This is a genomic window from Nocardiopsis dassonvillei (assembly GCF_964273065.1).
Taxonomy (GTDB): Bacteria; Actinomycetota; Actinomycetes; order Streptosporangiales; family Streptosporangiaceae; genus Nocardiopsis; species Nocardiopsis dassonvillei_B.
Map to the genome: position 1 here is coordinate 5,081,653 of NZ_OZ186815.1, position 21,724 is coordinate 5,103,376.

General features: G+C 74.3%; 19 protein-coding genes. 9 read left to right on the plus strand and 10 right to left on the minus strand.

Annotated features, from left to right (window positions below):
- Positions 1–38: 38 nt before the first annotated feature.
- On the minus strand, positions 39–1,031 hold the full coding sequence (locus tag ACSUPR_RS22760; RefSeq protein WP_436886751.1) for an endonuclease/exonuclease/phosphatase family protein: 993 nt from the start codon (positions 1,029–1,031) through the stop codon (positions 39–41).
- Between the two features lie 82 nt (positions 1,032–1,113).
- Positions 1,114–2,004 carry a LysR family transcriptional regulator gene (locus tag ACSUPR_RS22765; RefSeq protein ID WP_436892103.1) on the minus strand — a complete coding sequence of 297 codons (891 nt, stop codon included), beginning with the start codon at positions 2,002–2,004 and terminating at the stop codon, positions 1,114–1,116.
- Between the two features lie 192 nt (positions 2,005–2,196).
- Between ACSUPR_RS22765 and ACSUPR_RS22770 the strand changes: the two genes are divergently transcribed.
- The 4 genes from ACSUPR_RS22770 (at position 2,197) to ACSUPR_RS22785 (ending at position 7,087) form a co-directional block, all read left to right on the plus strand.
- Positions 2,197–3,207, plus strand: a complete 1,011-nt coding sequence (locus tag ACSUPR_RS22770; protein WP_436886752.1) for an NADP-dependent oxidoreductase — start codon at positions 2,197–2,199, stop codon at positions 3,205–3,207.
- A gap of 84 nt (positions 3,208–3,291) precedes the next feature.
- Positions 3,292–4,116, plus strand: a complete 825-nt coding sequence (locus tag ACSUPR_RS22775; protein ID WP_436886753.1) for an aldo/keto reductase — start codon at positions 3,292–3,294, stop codon at positions 4,114–4,116.
- A gap of 323 nt (positions 4,117–4,439) precedes the next feature.
- A complete protein-coding gene (locus ACSUPR_RS22780) occupies positions 4,440–5,324 on the plus strand; it encodes an alpha/beta fold hydrolase (protein ID WP_436886754.1) in 885 nt (294 codons plus the stop codon).
- A gap of 152 nt (positions 5,325–5,476) precedes the next feature.
- Entirely contained in the window at positions 5,477–7,087 is a 1,611-nt protein-coding gene (locus tag ACSUPR_RS22785; RefSeq protein ID WP_436886755.1) for a BCCT family transporter, read from the plus strand.
- 30 nt (positions 7,088–7,117) lie between these two features.
- Here ACSUPR_RS22785 and ACSUPR_RS22790 read toward each other — a convergent pair whose 3' ends face one another.
- Complete coding sequence (locus ACSUPR_RS22790; RefSeq protein WP_436886756.1) at positions 7,118–7,915, minus strand: aminoglycoside 3'-phosphotransferase; 798 nt, start codon at positions 7,913–7,915, stop codon at positions 7,118–7,120.
- 88 nt (positions 7,916–8,003) lie between these two features.
- Positions 8,004–8,684 (minus strand): TetR/AcrR family transcriptional regulator, encoded by a 681-nt coding sequence (locus ACSUPR_RS22795; protein WP_436886757.1) that lies wholly within the window; start codon positions 8,682–8,684, stop codon positions 8,004–8,006.
- 138 nt (positions 8,685–8,822) lie between these two features.
- Here ACSUPR_RS22795 and ACSUPR_RS22800 point away from each other — a divergent pair, with 138 nt between their 5' ends.
- Both ACSUPR_RS22800 and ACSUPR_RS22805 read left to right on the plus strand, forming a co-directional pair.
- On the plus strand, positions 8,823–10,100 hold the full coding sequence (locus ACSUPR_RS22800; RefSeq protein WP_436886758.1) for a DUF418 domain-containing protein: 1,278 nt from the start codon (positions 8,823–8,825) through the stop codon (positions 10,098–10,100).
- 338 nt (positions 10,101–10,438) lie between these two features.
- A complete protein-coding gene (locus tag ACSUPR_RS22805; RefSeq protein WP_436886759.1) occupies positions 10,439–11,191 on the plus strand; it encodes a nucleotidyltransferase domain-containing protein in 753 nt (250 codons plus the stop codon).
- A gap of 31 nt (positions 11,192–11,222) precedes the next feature.
- Here ACSUPR_RS22805 and ACSUPR_RS22810 read toward each other — a convergent pair whose 3' ends face one another.
- Complete coding sequence (locus ACSUPR_RS22810) at positions 11,223–12,182, minus strand: GNAT family N-acetyltransferase (RefSeq protein ID WP_436886761.1); 960 nt, start codon at positions 12,180–12,182, stop codon at positions 11,223–11,225.
- A gap of 189 nt (positions 12,183–12,371) precedes the next feature.
- A complete protein-coding gene (locus ACSUPR_RS22815) occupies positions 12,372–13,595 on the minus strand; it encodes a benzoate/H(+) symporter BenE family transporter (RefSeq protein ID WP_436886762.1) in 1,224 nt (407 codons plus the stop codon).
- A gap of 134 nt (positions 13,596–13,729) precedes the next feature.
- On the opposite strand from ACSUPR_RS22815, the gene ACSUPR_RS22820 reads away from it, so the two are divergent.
- Positions 13,730–14,494, plus strand: coding sequence for a methyltransferase domain-containing protein (locus tag ACSUPR_RS22820; RefSeq protein WP_436886763.1), 765 nt, complete (start codon positions 13,730–13,732; stop codon positions 14,492–14,494).
- A gap of 124 nt (positions 14,495–14,618) precedes the next feature.
- Here ACSUPR_RS22820 and ACSUPR_RS22825 read toward each other — a convergent pair whose 3' ends face one another.
- Positions 14,619–14,987: an antibiotic biosynthesis monooxygenase family protein gene (locus tag ACSUPR_RS22825; RefSeq protein WP_436886765.1), complete on the minus strand. Its 369-nt coding sequence runs from the start codon at positions 14,985–14,987 to the stop codon at positions 14,619–14,621.
- 127 nt (positions 14,988–15,114) lie between these two features.
- Here ACSUPR_RS22825 and ACSUPR_RS22830 point away from each other — a divergent pair, with 127 nt between their 5' ends.
- The gene (locus tag ACSUPR_RS22830) at positions 15,115–16,764 is read left to right on the plus strand and encodes a hypothetical protein (protein WP_436886766.1); all 1,650 of its coding nucleotides are present in this window, start codon (positions 15,115–15,117) and stop codon (positions 16,762–16,764) included.
- Positions 16,765–16,949: 185 nt separating this feature from the next.
- Here ACSUPR_RS22830 and ACSUPR_RS22835 read toward each other — a convergent pair whose 3' ends face one another.
- The 3 genes from ACSUPR_RS22835 to ACSUPR_RS22845 all read right to left on the minus strand — a co-directional run bounded on the left by ACSUPR_RS22835 (position 16,950) and on the right by ACSUPR_RS22845 (position 20,668).
- A complete protein-coding gene (locus tag ACSUPR_RS22835; RefSeq protein WP_436886767.1) occupies positions 16,950–17,756 on the minus strand; it encodes an SDR family oxidoreductase in 807 nt (268 codons plus the stop codon).
- 100 nt (positions 17,757–17,856) lie between these two features.
- A complete protein-coding gene (gene solA / locus ACSUPR_RS22840; RefSeq protein WP_436892104.1) occupies positions 17,857–19,020 on the minus strand; it encodes an N-methyl-L-tryptophan oxidase in 1,164 nt (387 codons plus the stop codon).
- 406 nt (positions 19,021–19,426) lie between these two features.
- Positions 19,427–20,668 (minus strand): MFS transporter, encoded by a 1,242-nt coding sequence (locus ACSUPR_RS22845; RefSeq protein WP_436886768.1) that lies wholly within the window; start codon positions 20,666–20,668, stop codon positions 19,427–19,429.
- Positions 20,669–21,036: 368 nt separating this feature from the next.
- Between ACSUPR_RS22845 and ACSUPR_RS22850 the strand changes: the two genes are divergently transcribed.
- Positions 21,037–21,711 carry a lytic polysaccharide monooxygenase auxiliary activity family 9 protein gene (locus ACSUPR_RS22850; protein ID WP_436886769.1) on the plus strand — a complete coding sequence of 225 codons (675 nt, stop codon included), beginning with the start codon at positions 21,037–21,039 and terminating at the stop codon, positions 21,709–21,711.
- Positions 21,712–21,724 lie beyond the last annotated feature (13 nt).

The window sequence follows — 21,724 nt, forward strand, 5'->3', positions numbered from 1 at the left end:
CCCTGCCACCGGTGTGAGGGTCAAGCCCGGGTCCGGGTTCAGCGGCCGCCGGGGAGGGTCACCGTGACGACCACCGCCCGGTGGTCGCTCCCGGCCACCTCCAGCACCTCCAGGTCGTCCATCCCCGTGTCCGGGGGGACCAGCACGTGGTCGATGGTCACCGGGGGCAGCGCCCGCCCCAGGACCGGCCAGGTCGGGCTGGTGCCCTCGCCCAGGGCGGCCGCGGCGTCGACGTAGCCCGCGTCCAGGACGTCACGCAGGGCGGCGTGGTCCAGGGTGGCGTTGAAGTCCCCGGCCAGGATGCGCCGCACCTCCTGCGGCGGGGGAGCGGCCAGCGCGGCCAGCTCCGCCTCCCAGGCCGCGGTGTACCGCGGGTTCAGCGGGGGAGGCGTGTGCACCGACACCACCTCCACCGCCCCGCCGTACTCCGCGCCCGGCACCTCCATCGCCGCGACGGGCATCGCGAACCCGTCCGGCCCGTTCAGCGAGCCCGCGTCGGTCAGCGGCAGCACCGCGTGCACGGTGCTCCCCTCCACGCCGGCCCCGGATCGGTCGACGACGTACGGCAGCAGGTCGTCGAGCCCGGCGGCGGACAGGTCGGCCAGCAGCTCCGGGGTGACCTCCTGCAACGCCAGCACGTCCACCTCCTGGTCGCGGACCAGGCCGACGACCTCGTCCACCCGCGCCCCGCCGCCGAGGGCGTTGAAGGTCATCACCCGCAGCGCGGGCCCGCCCATGTCGGTGACCGCGTACACCACCGCCCGGGGCACGACCGCCGCCACCAGGACGGCGGCCGCCACGGCCAGCACGCCCAGGGAGACCCACCGGCGCAGCACCCCGGCGACGGTGGCGGCCAGGACGGCCGCCCCCGCCGCATAGGGGGTGTAGGCGAGCAGCGGCACCAGCGGGAACCCGCGCTCCAGGCCCGCCCAGCGCAGCAGCGCGAACACCGCGAACCCCGCCGCGACCAGGCCCACCAGGGCGGTCACGGCCCCCGACCGCCGTACCCCCGCCGCCACGTCCTCTGTCATCGGGCCTCCCTCGCCGTCGTCCGTCGGGAAGGTGGGATCCCGGGTACGGGGGGCGGGTTGCGGCCCGATGCGGTCGAGGGGTTCACCAGGAGCGCCCCGCCGCGGACAGCACCGCCAGCACCCGGTCCATGCAGGAGTTCTCCGGCATCTGGGGCCGCCGCACCAGGAACGCGGTGTTGATCGGCGGGTCCTCCGGGTCCAGCAGCGTCACCAGCCGTCCCGCGTCCAGCTCCCCCTGGCACAGGTAGCGGGGCAGCACACTGATCCCGGCGCCGCCCGCGACCGTGACCATCACCGCCCGCAGGTCCGGCACGGACACCGCGGCCTTGCAGGTCAGCCGGACCCCGAAAACGTGCCGCCAGTACCGGCGCAGGATCGGCAGGCTCTCGTCGTAGGCCACCAGCGGCACCTCGCACAGGGCCGAGGCCCCCTGCCGGGCGAGTCGCTCGGAGCCGATGCGCTCCACCCACAGCGGTGCGCCCACCAGCACGAACTCCTCGTCCGCCAGCGGCTCGGCGACCAGCGAGCGCCCGCGCGGCCGCACCGTGGACACCACCAGGTCGTGCCGTCCCGCGCGCAGTTCCTCCAGCAGGTCCTCGGAGAGCCCGTGCCGCACCCGCAGCCGCAGTCCCTCCGACTCCACCAGCGGGGCCAGGGCGGGCAGCACCAGCATGTGCAGCGCCTCGGCCGGGCCCGCCAGCCGCAGCGGCCGGTGCGGCGCCGCCGGACCGGCCCCGGCCACCAGCTCCAGCGCGTCCAGGGGCTCGGCGATCCGGGCCGCCAGCTCGTTGGCCTCCGCGGTCGGTGCGACACCGCGCGGCAGCCGCTCGAACAGGGAGTGTCCCAGGCGGCGCTCCAGCGAGCGTATCTGTGTGGTCACGGTCGGCTGTGACAGGCGCAACGCCTGTGCCGCGGCGGTGAAGGACCCGGACCGGTGCACGGCCAGGAAAGTCCTCAGCTGCTGCAGATCCAGCGGTGCGGGGCCGGTCTCGACGGGGAGGTCCTCGAGGACCGCCGTCGATCCATTGGAATACCTATGGCTCACTTCGGCGATTTTATTGGTCGATCAATACGTGGAGGTACTACCGTCGGCCCCCGGGTCCACCGCGCACCGCCCAGAGGACCCGACACCGTTCCAGCGGCCCATCCGTTCGAGAGGTTCACCGTGTCCGTCACCAGCAGGGAAGTCCACCTCGTCGCCCGCCCGGTCGGAGAGCCCGTCCCCGCCGACTTCGCACTCGTCGAGACGGAACTGCCCGACCCCGGTCCCGGCCAGGTCCTGGTCCGCAACGACTGGATCTCCGTCGACCCGTACATGCGCGGCCGGATGAACGACTCCAAGTCCTACGTCGCCCCCTACCGCCTCGGCGAGGCCATGGAGGGCGGCGCGGTCGGCACCGTCATCGCCTCCGGGGACGACTCGGTCCCGGTAGGCGCCTCCGTGCTGCACTCCCTGGGCTGGCGCGACCACGCCCTGCTGCCCGCCACCGCGCTCCGGATCGTGGACACCGAGGCCGCGCCGGCGCAGGCCTACCTCAACGCGCTCGGCATGATCGGCTTCACCGCCTACGTGGGCCTCACCGAGATCGCCCCCGTCCGCGAGGGCGACGTGGTGTTCGTCTCCGGCGCGGCCGGGGCGGTCGGCTCCCTCGCCGGCCAGATCGCCCGCCGCCTGGGCGCCTCCCGGGTCGTCGGCTCGGCCGGGGGACCGGAGAAGAAGCGCCGCCTGGTCGAGGAGTTCGGCTACGACGCCGCCATCGACTACCGCGAGGGCCGCCTGGAGGAGCAGCTCGCCCAGGCCGCCCCCGACGGCATCGACGTCTACTTCGACAACGTCGGCGGCGACCACCTGCGGGCGGCGATCGCCGCGGCGCGCGACCACGGCCGCATGGCGCTGTGCGGGGCGATCTCGCAGTACAACGCCACCGAGCCGGTCCCCGGACCGGACAACCTGTTCCTCGCCGTGGGCAAGCGGCTCACCCTGCGCGGCTTCATCGTCGGCGACCACGGCCGCCTCATGGGCGAGTACGCCCGGCGCGCCGCCGGCTGGCTGGCCGAGGGCGACCTGCGCGCCCGGGAGACCGTCGTGGACGGCATCGACAACGCGGTCACCGCCTTCCTCGACATGATGCGCGGCGCCAACACCGGCAAGATGCTGGTCCGCCTGCCCCACTGACCGCCGCGGGCCCGGGCCACCGCGTCCGGCCCCCTCGACGGACCCCCACCGCAGCACCGTCTCCACGACCCCGGAAAGGGACCCATGCAGCACGTCACCCTCAACAACGGCCTCCGTATGCCGCAGCTCGGATTCGGAGTCTGGCAGGTCCCCGACGACCAGGCCCAGGCCTCCGTCGAGACCGCCCTGGAGGTCGGCTACCGCAGTATCGACACCGCCCGCATCTACGACAACGAGGCGGGCACCGGCCGGGCCCTGGCCGCCTCCGGCCTGCCCCGCGAGGAGCTGTTCGTCACCACCAAGCTGTGGAACGACGACCAGGGCGCCGACAAGGCCCTGCGGGCCTTCGACGCCAGCCTCGAACGCCTCGGCCTGGACTACGTCGACCTCTACCTGATCCACTGGCCCGTCCCGGCCCAGGACGCCTACGTCGAGACCTGGAAGGTGCTGGAGCGCATCGCGGCCGAGGGCCGCGCCAAGGCGGTCGGGGTGTCCAACTTCACCGAGAAGACCCTGGCCCGCCTGCTGGAGAACTCCGACCTGGTGCCCGCGGTCAACCAGATCGAACTGCACCCGTACTTCTCCCAGGAGGCCATGCGCGGGCTCAACGCCGAGCACGGCATCCTCACCGAGGCCTGGAGCCCCCTCGGCCAGGGCAAGGGCCTGCTGGAGGACCCCGTGCTCACCGAGATCGGTGCCGAGCACGGCAAGTCCGCCGCCCAGGTGGTGCTGCGCTGGCACCTCCAGATCGGCAACGTGGTCATCCCCAAGTCGGTGACCCCGTCCCGCATCGCGGAGAACTTCGACGTGTTCGACTTCGTGCTGGACGGCGACGAGCTGGACAGGATCGGGGCGCTGGACCGCAACGGCCGCATCGGGCCGGACCCGGACGGGTTCAACGTCGCCTGACGGCGGCGGAGGAGGGCGTCCCCGCGGCGGGGACGCCCTCCGGCGCTTCGCGCGCCGGTGGCCGCCACCGGCCGCCGCTCTCTGCGCACCGCCCGGGGCGGCCCCGCCCCCGGCGCCGACCAGGGGGGACGGGCCCGCGAGAGGGGTCCGGCGGGCCCGGAGGGGGGTCCGGTGCGGGGGACGGGACGGGCCGCGCGGGGCCCGCCCGGGAGCGGACGCGCCCCCGAGGTGGCACGGGGCCCGCGGGAGGCGTACAGTCCTCTCTTGGCGCGCCGGGCAGGAGTCCGGCGGACAGCATTCTCCCTACGCGAAATCCCGGATCCATGACCGTTGTTCCTTCGCGCACCGCGCGTGTCTACCGCTCCGAGAGCGCCGAGCGCTCGGTGCACGCCTGGTGCCACAAAGCCCTCGGCAGCTGGCCCGACCTCGGACCGCTGCCCCCCGTGGAGACCCGCATGGGGAGCACCCAGGCCTTCCGCGCCGCGGGCGGCCCCGGCACCCCGGTCCTGGTCCTGTCCGGCACCAACTTCAACGCCGCCACGACGGTCCCCGCGGCCCGCGCACTGGCCGGCGACCGCCCCGTGTACCTGGTGGACCTGCCCGGCCAGCCCGGCCTCAGCTGCGGCGAGCGGGTCGGCAGGCCCGGGATCGAGGCGTACGGTGCCTGGTTCGACGAGCTCCTCCCGCGGATCACCGACGGGCCGGTCATCGTGCTCGGCCACTCCCGGGGCGCCGCCATCGCCCTGGCCTCCACCCCTTCGCCGCTGGTAGCGGGCCTGCTGCTGCTCAACCCGGCCGGACTGACCGCGCCCGGTGTGAGCTCCGAGTCGATGCGCGCCACCCTGCCGTGGATGCTGCGCCCCACCGAGCAGACCAGCGGCCGCCTCGTCGAGTTCCTCAGCGGGCCGCAGACCCCCTGCGAGGAGCACCGGGCGGAGACCGAGTGGCTCACCCTGGTGGCGCGCAGCTGCCGCACCGGTTCCCTGCCCAGCCCGCTGCAGGCCGAGCGGATCCGCGCCTGGTCCGACACCCCGGTCGCGGTCGCCACCGGCTCGCACGACCAGTTCTTCTCACCGGCGCGCCTGCACGGGCCCGCCCGCCGGTTCCTGGACGCCGAGGTCCACACGATCGAGGGCGCCGGCCACCTCTCGCTGTACGAGTGCCCCGAGCGGGTCCGCGAGCTGCTGCGCTCGCTCGACCCCGCCTGAGACCCTGCCCGCGCCCCGTCCGCACGCTCCGGGAGGGGCCGCGGACGGGTCCCACGGACGATTTCGGAACGGCGCACAGCCGTGTCCCGGCCCACATCCGGGGTCGAGAAAGGCAAGACTCTCCGTGACGGAATCATCACGGGGAGGCGCATATGCTCGACAGGGCGGCAAAAGCCCTCGGTCTCAGGACCGATCCGGTCATCTTCTTCGGCGCGGTCGCGGTAACGGTGCTGTTCGTGGTGTGCGCCATCGCCTTCACCGCCGCGGTGGACGCGGTCTTCGGCGCCGTGTCCGACTGGATCCTCACCCACCTGGGATGGTTCTACATCCTGGGGGTCACGACCTTCCTGGCCTTCCTGATCTGGATCGCCCTGAGCAGGTACGGCCGCATCCGGCTCGGCAGCGACGACAGCCGCCCCGACTACAGCGACCCCGTCTGGTTCTGCATGCTCTTCGCCGCGGGCATCGGCAGCATCCTCATGTTCTGGGGCGTGGCGGAGCCCATCAGCCACTTCGCGGAGCCGCCGCTGCGCGACGCGGAACCGGGATCGGTGCAGGCGGCGCGCGAGGCCATGGGGTTCACCCTGTACCACTTCGGCCTGCACACGTGGACGATCTTCTGCCTCCCGGGGCTGGCCTTCGCCTACTTCGCGTACCGCAAGGGGCTGCCGTTCCGGCTGAGCTCGATCCTGTACCCCTTCCTCGGGCAACGCGCCTTCGGGCCCGTCGGGCGCTTCGTCGACGCCTTCGCGGTCCTGGGCACCCTCTTCGGCGTGGCCGTCACCATCGGCCTGGGCACCATGCAGATCAACAGCGGACTGCACACGCTCTTCGGCGTTCCGGAGAACAAGGTCGTCCAGCTCATCCTCATCACCTCCGTGACGACCCTCGCGGTGATCTCCGTGGCCACCGGACTGGACATCGGCATCAAGTGGCTGTCCACCGTCAACATCGTGATGGCCGTCGGGCTGCTCGTCTTCGTCTTCCTCGCCGGATCGAGCCTCTACCTGGTCAAGGGGGTCGTCGAGACCACCGGCGTGTACCTGCAGTGGCTCATCCCGCTCTCCTTCTGGAACGACACCTTCGGCGACACCGGATGGCAGGGGTCGTGGACGGTCTTCTACTGGGCGTGGACCATCACCTGGTCGCCGTTCGTGGGGATCTTCGTCGCCCGCATCTCCAGGGGGCGCACGATCCGGGAGTTCGTCCTGGGCGTCCTCGCCGTGCCCACCGCGTTCAGCATCGTCTGGTTCGGCGTCTTCGGCCTGTCCTCGTTCGACATCGAGATGAACCAGGGCGGAGAGCTGGTCCGCAACGTCGTGGTGGAGGGGGACATCCCCGGCGCGCTGTTCGCCTTCCTGGCCCACTACCCCCTGACGACCTTCGTCTCCGCGGTGAGCATCCTCATCGTGATCATCTTCTTCACCACCTCCTCGGACTCCGCCTCGCTCGTGGTCGACATGCTGTGCTCGGGCGGATCCGGGTCCCCCACCCGTCAGCGGGTGTTCTGGGGCATCACCGAAGGTGTGGTCGCCGCCACCGTGCTCACCGCGAGCGGGCTGGGAGGGCTGGAGGCGCTGCAGCAGACGATCATCGTCTTCGGGCTGCCGTTCTTCGTCCTCGCGTTCTTCATGATGGCCGGCCTGGTGCGCAGCCTGCGCGGGGAACCGGAGAGCGCCTTCCGCCGGCGCCCCCGGCGACGGCGGAAGGACCGGGAGGGGGCCGACACGGGCGGCGCGGCCGACACGGGCGGCGGCGGATAGGGAGCGCCCGGCCCCCTCACGGGGGCGGGCTCATCCCGGCCAGAAGAAGTCGTCCAGGTCCCGGTACAGCTCCAGCAGTCCGGGGTCGACCAGGTCGCGGCCGTAGGCGTCCAGGAACGCCTCGGCGTCGCGGGGACCGAACGACGGGTTGAGGTCGCTCAGCATGCTGCCCGTCATGTCCGCCAGGTCCAGGTGGCGGTCGCCGACGCCCACCCTCCCCAGGTCGATGAGGGACCACCCGCCCCTCCCGTCCACCAGGACGTTGGGCAGGCAGTAGTCGCCGTGCAGCAGGACCGGGCCGGACAGCGGGGCGCGGCCGAGGCGTTCGGCCAGCCCGGAGAGGACCTCACCGGCCGGGGTCCCCGCCCGGTGGCCCCGCTCCCGCCAGCCGCGGTCCACCGTTCCGGCGGCCACTCGCTCACGCGCCTGTTCCAGGAGGACCCCGGGGCCCATCGGGAACGGCACGCCCGCCACCGGCACGGCGTGCAGCTCGCGCAGCGCCCGGGCGAGCAGGGCGATCAGGGCCGGGCGGTCGTGCCCCGGCTCGTGGGCGCCCCGGCCGGGCCGGTGCTCCATGGTCAGCCAGTGCGTCCCCCGCCACCGCCCGGAGTCCAGCAGCCGCGGTACCGGGAGCGGGGTGCGGGCCAGCAGGCGCAGCCGCCGCTCGGTGGCGGCCAGCTCGGACACCAGGTCGGGGCGGCTCCCGTCCGCCGACTTGAACACCGCCGCCGGTCTCCCCGCCACGTACAGCAGGGCCACCCGGGCCCCGGACAGGCCCACGTCGACCTCCTCGACCCGGTCGGCGGCGACACCCGGTGGCAGCGGCATGGACCGCAGCCTAGCCGGGGGCCGACGCCCCCTCCAGTGGTTTTCCCCGCCGCCCGGCGGGGGCCGGTACCCGCACCCGGTCGGGTGCCTACGCCCCGTCCGGTGCCTTCCCGGGGCCGGCCTGCCGTTCCCGCGCGTCCGCGCCGACGGAGGGCAGGATCACCTCGTCGACGATCCGGGCGAGGTGGTCGCGGTCGGGCGCCCGGCCGTGGTCGACCGTGTACTTCAGGACCATGGCCTCGCCGATGTCGACGGTCACGTCGGTGACCCGGGCGGGGTCGATCCGCCCCCGCTCCGCGTAGTGCAGCAGGACGGTGCGGGTGAAGCGCCCGCCGCGGGGGTCGAACACCTCGCGGTCGAGCCGCGCGTGGAGGCCGGGGTCGCGCAGGGACTCGGCGATCACCGCGAACATCGCCCGGCCCAGGGGGTCCTCGCTCAGTTCGGTCAGCACGGTCAGCGCGTCGATGAGGTCGCCGCGCAGGTCGTCGGCCGCCGGGGCGGGGCTCTCCTGCGGGAAGTGGCTGTACATGGCGTCCAGCAGGATGTCGGCGGGTACGGACCAGCGCCGGTACAGCGAGGTCTTGGCGGTGCCCGCCCGGCGGGCGATCCCCTCCATGGACAGCCCGGCCACGCCGTGCTCGGCCGCCTCCAGGATCGCGGCCTGGTGGATGGCGCCGACGAGCTCGCTCCCGCGCCTGCGCGTCCGCCGGGGGGACGGCCCCGGTTCCCCGGCCGGCCGCGCGGAGGACTCCTCGTTCCGTTCGTCCACAGGGCTTCCCAGCTTGGCTACGGTGCCGTATCTTAAAAACGCGGCATTGGATACGTCCCCGTATCTTACCTCGGCCGGTGGGTCCGGCTGCGCCCATGCCGCCTCCCTACGACGACCGACCCCCGTGGAGCGATCCGTATGTCCTCTTCCCTACGACCTCCGCCCGCAGCGGTCCACGGCACGGACCCGGCGGCCAGGGCCCTCGCCCCCGACCTGGCCCGCGGTGTGATGCTGCTGGTCATCGCGGTGGTGCACGCCCACATATTCCGGCTGATGGTCAACGGCGACCCCACGGGCACGCCCGCCGGGGTGCTCGACACCGTGACGACGATGGCCGTGCTGATGTTCGCCGAGGCGCGGGGCTACCCGATGTTCGCCGCACTGTTCGGATACGGACTGGCCTGGATCTGCCTGCGGAGGATCGGCGAGGGCCGGCCGTGGCCCTGGGTCCGCGCCCTGGTGCGCAGGCGCGGCCGCTGGATGGTGGCCATCGGACTGGCGCACGTGGTGCTGCTCTTCTTCGGCGACATCATCTCGGTGTACGGGCTCGTCGCCCTGCTCTTCGCGGGGCTGCTGAACGTCACCGACCGGCGGCTGCTCGCCCACGGGTTCACCTGGATGGCGGTCGGCTCCCTGGTCTACGCACTGGGCACCACCCTGCCCGCGGCGGCCTCCGCCGAGAGCGCGAGCGCGCTCAGCGAGAGCCCCTGGGCGGATCTGGGGATGCGGCTGCTGACCTGGCCGATCATGACCCCGCTGCTGCTGGTGACCTCGGTGTTCCCCTTCGTCATCGGTGTGTGGGCGGCCCGGCGGAGCGTCATGGAGCGGCCGTGGGAGCACCTGGCGCTGCTGCGCCGGACCGCCGGGATCGGCATCCCTCTCGCTGTGCTGGGCGGGGTTCCCCAGGCGCTGGCCTCCACCGGGCTGTGGCGGCCGCACTCGGTCGCGGTCGAGGCCGCCGGGGCGTGGCTGCACGTGCTCACGGGGTACGCGGGCGGGTTCGGCTACGCGGCGCTCATCGCACTGGTGGCGGTACGCCTCGGTGGCCGGCAGGGGCCGCTGGTCCGGGCGCTGGCCGCCACCGGGCAGCGCTCCATGACCTGCTACCTGCTGCAGTCGGTGGCCTGGATGGTGCTGTTCATGCCGTACACGCTGGACCTGGGCACCGGTATGTCCGACACGGTGTCGGTGCTGGTCGGCGCGGGGGTGTGGGCGGTGACCGTGGTCCTGGCCGACCTGATGCGGCGGGCCGGGATCCGCGGCCCGGCCGAGAGCTTCCTGCGGTGGCGCACCTACGCACCGGTCCGCCACGACCGAGCCGGAGCCGGAAGCGGAAACGGAGCCGATGCCGGGGCCGAGGGCGGCGGTGACGGCGACCGGCCAGGCCGACCATCCGCGGAGCGGTCGCCCTCCTGAACCGGGGTCGCCTCCAGGGCCGCGGGGCCGCCTCCGGGGGCTACGGGACAGGGCCTTCTGATGCTCCGCGCCCGATGGGGGCGGTCTCCGGTTCGGCGTCTTCCGGAACGGGACCGCCTCCCTCTCCCGCCCGCAGAGGGTCCCTGGTCACCTGCACCTAGGGGCGCAGGGGGAAGCCCTCACGGGTGGTCGGCGGGGCCCGGGACCCCGGCCGCCGGGTACGGCGGTGAGGGGGCGGGGCCGGTCGGCACCTGTACCGCGGGACCGGGCTCGCGGGTGGCCGGAGACGCCGGGAGGGGCCTGCGCCGTCGAGCACGAGGCGGTGGGAGCATGGCGGGATGAGTGTTTCCGATGATGACTTCCTCCAGGACACCGCCGCCCGGCTGGGTGGATTGCCCGGGGTGCGGGCGGTGGCACTGGGCGGCTCCCGGGCCCAGGGAACGCACCGGGTCGACAGCGACTGGGACCTGGCGGTCTACTATCGCGGCGGCTTCGACCCCCAGGACCTGCGGGACCTGGGCTGGCCCGGGGAGGTGTCGGAGATCGGCGGCTGGGGCGGAGGTGTGTTCAACGGCGGCGCGTGGCTGCGCATCGACGGCCGCCGGGTGGACGTGCACTACCGCGACCTGGACGTGGTGGAACGGGAGACCGCCCGGGCGCAGGGCGGGGAGTTCGATGTGGAACCCCTCCTGTTCCACCTGGCGGGCATCCCCACGTACCTGGTGGTCGCCGAACTCGCCCTGGGCCTCACCCTGCTCGGGGAGCTGCCCCGGCCGGACTACCCGCCGGCGCTGCGCCGGAGCGCACCGCCCCGCTGGCGCGGGATCGCCGCGGCCACCCTCGGATACGCCGAGCACGCCCACGCGCCCCGGGGGAGGGTGAGCCAGACCGCGGGCCTCATCGCACAGGCGGCCGTCCAGGCCGCCCACGCCGTGCTGGCCGCCCGTGGGGAGTGGGCGACCAACGACAAGGCCCTGCTGGCCAGGGCCGGACTGGAGGAGGTCGACCTGGTCATCGCCGGGCTGACCGCCGACCCCAAGGACCTGGTGGCCGGCGTGGCAGAGGCCGGACGGGTCCTCGCCACCGCGTGAACGGGGGCCGCACCCGCGGCCCCCGGCGTCACTACAGCGGCGCGTCCCACACCATGTCGACGACTCCGCTCAGCGTCGCGTACCCCGCCCGGGCGAAGGCCGCCGCCATGGGCGTGTTGCCCAGGTCGGTGGCCGCCCGGATGTACGAGACGCCCTCCTCGACCAGCACCCGCGTGCCCTCGGCGAGGATGTCGTCGATGTACCCGTGCCCCCGGTGCTCGGGCAGCACCGCGATGTAGCCGATGATCGGGTGGTAGGCGTTGCGCGCGGGCAGTACGAACCCCACCGGCTCCCCGTCCGGCAGGGTGGCGATCCGCCACCACGAGGTCGGCGTGGGGTAGCGGGAGAACTCCTCCTCGAACTCGTCGGAGACGATCTCCGCCGGGGTCTTGAGAGCCAGCTCGTGCCGGTGGTGGGCGTCCAGGCTGCCCTGGAGCACCCGCTCCATCAGGTCCCGCATCTCCCGCTCGTCCCGCATCGGCCGGAAACGCAGTCTGTCGCCCGGCGCGGGCGGGGTCTCCTGCGCGGTCCATTCGAACCGCAGCCGTTCCACCAGCAGGGAACCGCCGGTCTTCTCCACGGCGGCCATCCGCTCGCCCACCGCCCGGCTCTCGACGGGGTCGGAGCCGCGGTCCGCCGAGACGTACCGCAGGTACTCGGGAGGCACGGCGCCCTCGGGCAGTGCGGCCGCGACCGCGGTGCGCAGCAGGTGCTCCAGGGCCGCGACCCGGTCCAGGTCCTCGTCGGCGTCGTCGACGTCGAACACGTCGAGGAGCAGCGGCGCGTCACCGCTCTGGCGGGCCCAGAAGGAGAGCCGGGCCACGAGCCGGTCCCCGTCCAGGGCCAGCCACATCCACTCGGGGCGGCGGCGCCCCGCGGACAGGTCGTCGGCGAACTCGGTGTTCAGCATGTACGGGAGCCGGTTGAACAGGTCCAGCTCCTCGGGTCCGGTGATCGGACGGATGGTCAGGTCGGATACTGCAACAGTCAAGGCGACACCTTCGTGTGTGCGCCCGACCGCCCGGGGGCGGGCCTGTGCCCTAGTGGTTCCCCCGGGAGGCCTCGAGCGCGATGTGCACGGTGGACATGGCCCGGCCTCCTCTCATCGTCGGACCCCGGTTCACCGTTCGTCCCGGGGCCCGACGTTTCTACCGGGAGCGTGTCGGCGGGTGCAACCCTTTTACGCGGCCTCCCCCGTGGAGTCCCCCTCCACGGCCCGCGTCCGCGCCCGCCGCCGCACGGTGACCGCCCAGGTCAGGGCACCGGCCACCAGGCCCCAGAACGCCGACCCGATGCCCAGGAAGGTCATCCCGGACGCCGTCGCCAGGAACGTCACCAGCGCCGCCTCCCGGGACCGCTCGTCCGACAGCGCGGACGACAGCGACCCCCCGATCGTGCCGAGCAGGCCGAGTCCGGCGATGGCCGCGATCAGTGCCGGGGGCAGCGCCACCAGCAGCGCCGCGACGGTCGCCCCGAACACCCCGACGACCAGGTAGAACACCCCCGCCCACACCCCGGCCAGGAAGCGCCGGTCCCGGTCCGGGTGGGCCTGGGGCCCGGTGCAGATCGCGGCGGTGATCGCGGCCAGGTTCATGCCGAAGCAGCCGAAGGGCGCCAGCACCAGGTTGGTCGCCCCGGTCCACCCGATCAGCGGGGAGACGGGGACCCGGTAGCCGTCGTTGCGCAGCACCGCCACCCCGGGCAGGTTCTGCGACGCCATCGTCACCACGAACAGCGGCACCCCGACGCTCACCAGCACCTGCCAGGAGAACTCGGGCACCACCAGGACCGGCACAGCCGGCCGCGGGGTCACCCCGGACAGGTCCAGCGAACCGGTCCACGCCGCCACCGCCCCGCCGGCGACCAGCGCGGCGGGCACGGCGTAGCGCGGCGCCCAGCGCCGCGCAGCCAGGTAAACGGCGAACATGGCGGCCACCAGGGCCGGGTCGCCCTGGAAGCTCGCGAACAGGCCGATCCCGAACTGGAGCAGCACCCCGGCCAGGAGCCCGGCGGCCAGCGGCACGGGGATGCGGTCCATGACCTTCTCGAACCAGCCGGTGACCCCGCTCAGCGTGATCAGCGCGGCCGAGAACACGAACGCCCCCACCGCCTGCGCCAGCGTCACGCCGTCCAGGCCCACCGCCAGCAGCGCGGCGCCGGGCGTGGACCAGGCGGTGACCACGGGGGCCCGGTGGCGCAGGGACAGGCCGACGCAGGTGACGGCCATGCCGACGCCGAGCGCGAGCATCCACGACGCGATCTGGCCCGGGTCCGCCCCGGCGGCCTCGGCCGCGGTGAACACGATCGCCGCGGAACTCGTCACGCCGACCAGGACCGCGACCAGGCCCGCGGTGACGGCGGGCAGGGGGGCGACGGAACCGGCGAGCCGGAACAGGGTCCTCATGGGGATCCATCCTCGCCGGTTCCGTTCCGGGTCCCCGCGGCGGGGTGGCTTTTCAGCCCATGACCGGATGACCGGGTGCGACCTGCCGGAAAACCACCTGACCGCGACCGGCGCCGGATGCCACGATGCCTCCCATGAGCACCTTCGACGAACTGGTGGCCGAGGCCGCCGCCGCACCCGTGGCCGGGTGGGACTTCTCCTGGCTGGACGGGCGCGCCACCGAGCAGCGCCCCTCCTGGGGTTACCACCGCCTGGTGGCCGAGCGTATGGCGCGGGCACAGGCCGCACTGGACGTGCAGACCGGGGGAGGGGAGCTCCTCGCGGGCGTTCCCCGCAGACCGCCGCTGACGGCCGCCACCGAGGGGTGGCCGCCCAACGTCGCCGCGGCCACCCGCCTGCTCCACCCCCTGGGCACGGCAGTGGTCGCCGCCGATGCCGCCGACCCCCTGCCGTTCGCGGACGACGCCTTCGACCTCGTCGTCTCCCGCCACCCGGTGGCGGCGAACTGGCCCGAGATCGCCCGGGTCCTGGCCCCGGGCGGCACCTACCTGTCCCAGGAGGTCGGCCCGGCCAGCGTCTTCGAGGTGGTGGAGTTCTTCCTGGGGCCGCAGCCGGAGGAGGCCCGCACGAGCCGCCACCCCGACCGCACCCGGCGCGCCGCCGAGGCCGCGGGTCTGGAGGTGGTGGACCTGCGGTCGGAGGAGCTGCACACCGAGTTCTTCGACGTCGGCGCGGTGGTCTACTTCCTGCGCAAGGTCGTGTGGATGGTCCCGGACTTCACCGTCGAGAAGTACCTCGACCGGCTGCGGGCCATGCACGACCACATCGCGCGCGAGGGCTCGTTCACGGCCACGACCACACGTTTCCTCATCGAGGCCCGGGCCCCGCACCGCCCCTGAGCGCGAGCCTCCCGCGCAGCCCGCGCCCCGGCCGGACCCGAAGCCCCGGGCGCCCCGGCCGGTGCACCGGAGCCGCGTGCGGCGGCCGGGCGGCCGCCGGGGGAGGGCACGGTTCCGGGCCCCCTTACTTCTCCTCGGCGGAGACGCGCTGGACGACCTCGAACCCCCACAGCTCGCTGCCGGTCGCGGCGGGTCCGCCCTGGCCGTGGCTCTGGCCCTGGCCGTGGCCGTGCCCGGTGCGGCCCGCGTCGGCGGCGGCCTGGGCGTGGCCCCGGCGGAACTCGCGGCTGGCCAACCAGTTGTCGAAGTCCTCCTGGGACCGCCACCGGGTGTACACCAGGTACTTGTCGGTTCCCTCCACCGGGCGCAGCAGCTGGAACTCCTCGAACCCCGGCTGCCCCTCCACCAGGCCCGCCCGGTTGGCGAACCGCTCCTCCAGGGTGGCCCCGGCACCCTCCGGGACGGTCAGGACGTTGAACTTGACGACGCTCACGCGCCACCTCCACGGTTGTCGGCGATCTGTAACGCCCAACCTAGGACAGTCCTCACCCGGCCCGGCGGCGCCCCCGCCGGTGTACGTTGGCCGACGTCCCACCGCTTCCGGACGAACGAGGACTGCCATGGTGTTCCACCGCCCCGGCCGCGCCGGGGACCTGCCCCCGCTGCCCGACCTGTGGGCGCGCGCCGCCCTGCTGGCCGCCCTGCCCCCGCGCCCCACGTACACCGCGGACGGGGAGGGCGTCATCCGCTTCGACGACGGCGCCGGCAGCAGGTGCGAGCTGGTCCCGGTCGCGGGCGGCCGGGCCGTCCTCACCGGCACGGAGCGCCACTGCGACGAGCACATCCACACGGGGGTGGACCCGCTGGACGGCGCCCCCGGCTGGCTGCCCTGGACCCGGCTGGCCGATCACGAAATCGACCGGCCACCGGGTCTGGCCTACTGGTGGGACGGTTCCGCCTGGAACCGGATCGACTACGACGACCGGGTGGAGGACGACGGCCTGTCCCGCCTGGTCGGGCACCTGGCCGACGACGCCTCCGTCCGCACCTGGATCGCGGCCGGGCTCGACGTCCCCGCGGACCTCGCCCCGGAGCTGGACTCCCTGGTCACGGACCTGCTGGCCCGCGCCCGCTCCGCCCGGCTCACCCGGGAGGAGGTCGACCGCGCCCTGGCCCTCTACGCACGCTGCCCCGGGTACCGCGGGAACACCGACGCCCCGGCGGCCCTGGCCGCGGCCGCCCGGCTCGGACTGACCCCCGGCGTCACCCCTCCCGCCCTGCCCGCGGGGACCGCCGCCCCGGTCCGGACCCGGCTGCTCGGGGACTACGAGGAGATGGTGTCCCTGTGGCTGGGCGACGACCTGCGCCGCCGCGCGGAGATCCCCGGCCGCCCCGCCCCCGGCCCCTCGCCCGCCCTCGACGCCCTGGCCGCCTGGACGCGCGCGCAGGCCCCCGGCGGCACCGCCGTCCTCCTCCACGAGAGGATCGGCCGGACCTGGGGCTTCGCCGGGAGCGGACCCGAACCCCTGTACCGGCGCTCGCCGCACACCGAGCCCATGTCCCTCCTGGACGACCTCCACGGAACCGAGTCCCATCCGGAGCACGGCGGCTGGTGCTTCCTCCGGCTGGAGGTCGCCCCCACGGGCGCCACCGCGCTCCGGGCGTACGACCACTGGCCCTCCTGGTTCCCGGCCGACGGCCACGGCTGGGAGCCCACCGCTGTCCAGGCGGCGGGGAGCACCTTCCTCCGGGACCTGGGGGAGCGCGCCCCGGAGTGGCGCCACCCCCTCGACGGCCGGCGCCGGACGTACGAGCTGCCCGACGGCCCGGACACCGTCCCGGGCGCCCCCTGGGTCCCACTGGCGCCCGGGGAACGCGAAGACCTGGAGTCCCGGGTCGCGGCGGCCTTCGCCGAGGGGGCCGGCGGCGCCCGTGTCCGGGGGTTCGCCGCGATGCTGGGCGGGCGCACCGGAGTGCACGCGGTCGCCGAGGAGGCCGCGGGCGGCACCCGCCGGCTCACCGTGCCCGCGGCCGTGCGCACGCCGCTGGAGCGGCTGCGCCGGGGGATGTACGAACCCGGAACCGGCACGTGGTTCCGTGCGGACGTCACCGTGGAGCCGGACGGGACGCACACCTTCTCCTACGACCGCGACTCCGAGCCCGACTTCGGGCACGGCACCGACCGGCGGTACCACGTCCTGGACTTCCGCTGCTTCCCCCGCGCCCCCGAGCACGTTCCCGACTGGTGGCGCGACCGGCTCGGACTCTGACGCCTCCGTTCACCGCCGGAGGGTCCGGCCCTCCGGCGGAGCGTACGGGTCGTTCTTCCGCCCTGTGGCGTTCTCGTGGTCGCCTGCCGCTTCGCGCCCTGCGTCGGGGCCGATTCTGCGGTGTCCCGCTTTCAACTCGCTTACCGCTCCCCGGACGCGTCCGGCGCGGACGGCCGGCCCCGGGTTCACCTCAGGCCGTGCCTGCGGGCGACCATGTCCAGCACCACCGACCGCGGCAGCAGCCGCCGCAGCGCGAACACCAGCGGCGCGTTGCTGCCCACCGCGTACAGCGGCCGGGGCCGGGCGTCCTCGACCGCCCGCAGGACCGTGCGGGACACCCTCCCGGCGGGGATGCCCGCGGCCTCGTTGGCGTTGAGCGCGGCCAGCATGGTGCGGTAGTCGGCGGTGTAGGGGGAGCCCTCGCGCAGGTACTGGGTGCGCCGCTCGCTGATGCCGGTGTTGATCGAACCGGGCTCCACCGTGGCCACCCCGATCCCGTACGGGGAGACCTCGCGGCGCAGCGCGTCCGCGAACCCCCTGATCGCGGCCTTGGACGCCACGTACGAGGACCGGTGCGCCAGCGGGAAGCTGGCCAGCATCGACCCGACCATGACGACCCGCCCGTACCGGCGCTCGCGCATACCGGGCAGCAGCAGCTGGGTCAGGCGCACCGCTCCGAACACGTTGAGGCGGAACAGCCGCTCCAGGGCGTCGGGGGGCAGTTCCTCCAGCGGTCCGCTCTGGCTCTCTCCCGCGTTGTTGACCAGCACGTCCACGTTTCCGGCCGCCGCCGCGCAGGCCGTGATGGAGTCCTCCTCGGTGAGGTCCAGGGCGAGGTACTCCACCCCGGCCGCGGGATCGGTGACGGCCTCGGGCCGGCGGCTCGTGCCGTACACGCGGTATCCGCGCCGGACCAGGTCGGCGGCGACGGCCCGGCCGATGCCGGAGGAGGCGCCGGTGACGAGCGCGGTCCGCCGGGTGGTGTTCTGCATTCGGGGGTCCTTCCGGGGGAGGGGACGGGATGCGCTCGCGCCGCGCTGGGGGAGATGATCGCACGCCCCCGCTCCCCGGGTCACGGCCGCCCGGCCCCGGTCAGTCCCACCGGTGCGGGTCGAACATGGAGACGGGCAGCGCCGTCTCCCCCTCCCGTGCCAGGTCGGCCAGGGCCTCGCCCACGGCGGAGGCGAACTTGTACCCGTGTCCGGAGAACCCGCCCGCGACGACCAGGCCGGGCAGGTCGCGGTGGCGGCCGATGACGAAGTGCTCGTCGGAGGTCATCGTGTACATGCACGCCGCCATGCGCTCGGGCAGCGGTTCCACGCCGCGCAGTCCGGCGGCGAGCTCGCCGAGCCTGTGGGCGTCGTCCCGGTCGGGGGCGCGCGGGCCCGCGTCGGGGTCGACGGGTTCGCCCCACTGGGAGCCGGGGCGGCGCGGGGCTCCGGGTGCCTCGGCGTGCACGCCGATCTTCACGGTGCGCCCGTCCAGGCTGGGGAACCCGTACCAGAGGGTGCCGTCGGGCTCGTCCCGGGCGAACACCGGCCCGGCGGCGTGCGGCGGGGCGTCCCCGGTGAGCCGGAACCAGCCCAGCACCCGGCGCTCCACCCGGATGCCGCCGCCGAGCCCGGCCAGGGAGGGCAGCAGGGCCGGCAGCCACGCCCCGGCGGTCACCACCACCCGGCGGGCCCGGATCCCGGTGCCGCCGACGAACACGCGGGGGCGGTCGGGGTCGGGTTCGATCCGGGTGACGGCCGCGCCGGTGACCACGCGGGCTCCTGCGGCGCGGGCCAGCCGCACCGCGGCCAGGATGGCGGCCTCGGGCAGGACGGCGCCGCCCTCCTCCTCGAAGACCCCCTCCTCCCCGGGGCGCACCGCGTGCTGGGGGAAGCGGTCGGCCAGGTCGGCGCCGGCCAGGTGCTCCACGGCGAGCCCGTGGCGGGCGGCCGCGGCCAGGGAGCCGGTCACCGCCCCGCTGCCGGGGGCGCCCAGCATGAGCGCCCCGGTGCGGTGGACGAGCCGCTCCCCGGAGGCCTCCTCCAGCTCGGCCCAGGCACGCCAGGCGGCCCGGACGAAGGGCACGTACTCCTCACCCTCCAGGTAGGCGGTGCGGATGATGCGCGACTCGCCGTGGCTGGAGCCGCGGGTGTGGCCGGGGGCGAACCTTTCGATCCCGATGGCGTCGACTCCCTGCCGGGCCAGCCGCCACAGCGTCTGGGCGCCCATCGCGCCCAGGCCCACGACGACGGTGTCGGTCTCCATCGGATACGTCACGTTCCCTCCCTGCGGGGCGTGCCCCGTCCCGGGGCCTGCCGTCCCATGGTCCCAGGTCCGGACATGCCGAACGCCCGCCCCGGCGAGGGGGCGGGCGCACTCCCGGACGGGGAAGGAGGTGTCCGGGAGAAAAGGGGAAGGAGTGGTGCCGCGCCCGGAAAAGGGCGCGGCGGAAAATGCGACCGGCAGAGTGGGAGCGCTCCCAGTCGCGTCGTGAGCGGGTGGTTGAAGGAACCGATGATGGTACGCCGCCGGGCTTTCCGCGCCGGTGCCCGGCAAGCCCGAGCGGCGTGCCAGAAAGGTAACCCGGTAATGGTGATATGTAAATACCATATGGCGGTTTTGTTTCGGGAACGGTGTCCCGAAAACACGGAACCCCTGTTCCGCCCCGCCCTCACCTCCCGTCGGCCCTGCCGAGCGGTCGCCAGGCCGCCACCGCCAGCACCCCCACCGCGGCCGACGCCACCAGGAAGGGCGCCAGCAGCCCCAGGGCTCCGGCCAGTACCCCGCCGAGGACCGCCCCCAGCGCCGCCCCGCCCAGGTCGGCCCACCGGTACACCCCGGACACCCGGCCCAGCAGGCCGTCGGGCGTCGCCGTCTGGCGCACCGTCACCGCCGCGGTCCCCCACACCACGGCGTGCACACCGAACACCGACATGACCGCGCCGGCGGCCCAGGGGTTCTCGACCAGGGCCAGCACCAGGTACGTCGCCGCCTCCAGCACCAGACCCCAGCGCAGCAGGAACGCCCGCCCCACCCGGGGCTCCAGGAACCCGTACAGCCGGGAGCCCGCCACACCGCCGACCGCGCCCGCCGCGATGAACAGGCCGAACCCGGCCTCGGACAGCCCCAGGTGCTCACGGGCGTACAGCACCCAGACCGAGAACACCCCCACCCCGGTCAGGTTCATGACGAGGATGCAGGCGGTCAGCGTCCGCAGCACCGGGACGCCCCGGACGAACGCCAGGCCCCGGACGGTGTCCGCCCACAGGCCGCCGCCGTCCGCGCGCCCCGGCTCCGGGGGCAGGGCCCGGGACCGCACCGCCAGGCGCAGCACGACCAGCCCGGCCACCCCGTAGGCGAGGGCGTCGAACCCGAACGGCAGCGCCCACAGCGCGGCGAACATCAACGCGCCCAGCGGCGGGCCCAGCAGCTGGTTGTTGAGCGAGAACGTCAGAGCCAACCGGGCGTTGGCCCGCCCCAGCAGCTCCCGGGGGACCACCGAGGGCACCAGCGCGCCGTAGGCGGAGTCGGCCAGGGCCTCGCCCGCCCCGAGCGCGAACACCGCGGCGTAGATCCACCAGAGGTGGAGGCCGCCGCCGAGCAGGGCCAGGGCCAGCAGGGCGAGCACCGCGCCCCGGGCCAGGTCGGCGGCGACCAGCACGGAACGCCGGGGGAGCCGGTCGACCAGGGTTCCGGCGAACGGCGAGAACAGCAGGTGCGGCGCGGTCTGCACGGCCGCGGCGCCCGCCACGGCCAGGGGTGAGGGTGCCACGGAGGCGACGAGCAGGGGGCCTGCGGCCAGCAGCGCGCCGTCACCGAGGTTGGTCAGGGCGGACGCCCACCACAGGAGGGTGAAGTCGCGGCCCAGGGGAGGGCGCCCGCCGCGCCTGCGGCGGAACGGGGACGAGGACACGGGAACTCCCGGAAGCACGAGAAGGAAGGAGGGAAGTGCACGTCCGCGCCTCCCGCCCGACCGTGTCCGGGAACACCGGGCACCACGGACCGCCGGCGCACCCCGGCCGGGGTGCGCCGGTCGCGGCCCGGGGCCGTCAGCGCTCGGCCGGCTTCCCGGTCGCGGGGGTGCGGGGGGCGTGTCGCCCGGAGCTCTCGTGCATGGTGTCCCTTCGGTCCGTGTGCCGTCACCGCACCGTAGACCGGGCGGCCGCCGCGGGTCGACGGATTTTTCGGAGCGCTGTGTTTCCGGATGGATCCGGTGGGTAACAATGGGCGTGGGAGCGCTCCCCGTCGCGCGGCCGCACGGCCGAGACCGACGGAGACGCAATGAACGAGAACACCGCACCGACCGCCCCCCGCCTCACCCCGGCGGCCCGGGCCCTCACCCTGGCGGCACTGCCCCTGCTCGCCCTGACCGCCACGGCCGCCCCCGCCTCCGCGCACGGCTCCGTGGTCGACCCCGCCTCCCGCAACTACGGCTGCTTCGAGCGCTGGGGCGACGACCACCTCAACCCGGGCATGGCGCAGGAAGACCCCATGTGCTGGCAGGCGTGGCAGGACAACCCCAACGCCATGTGGAACTGGAACGGCCTGTACCGCGACAACGTCGGAGGCGACCACCGGGGCCAGGTGCCCGACGGCACCCTGTGCAGCGGCGGCAACACCGAGGGCGGACGCTACGACTCCCTCGACACCCCCGGCGACTGGGTCACCACCCCCGTCGGCGACGACTTCACCATCCACCTCTACGACCAGGCGTCGCACGGGGCGGACTACTTCCAGGTGTACGTCACCCGCGAGGGATTCGACCCGACCACGCAGGCCCCCGGCTGGAACGACCTGGAACTGGTCGAGCAGACCGGCCAGTACCCGCCCGGCAACGACTACCTGATCGACGTCAGCACCTCGGGTTACACCGGCCACCACATCGTGTACACGATCTGGAAGGCCTCCCACCAGGACCAGGTGTACTACCTGTGCAGCGACGTGGACTTCGGGTGACCCCCTCCGCCCG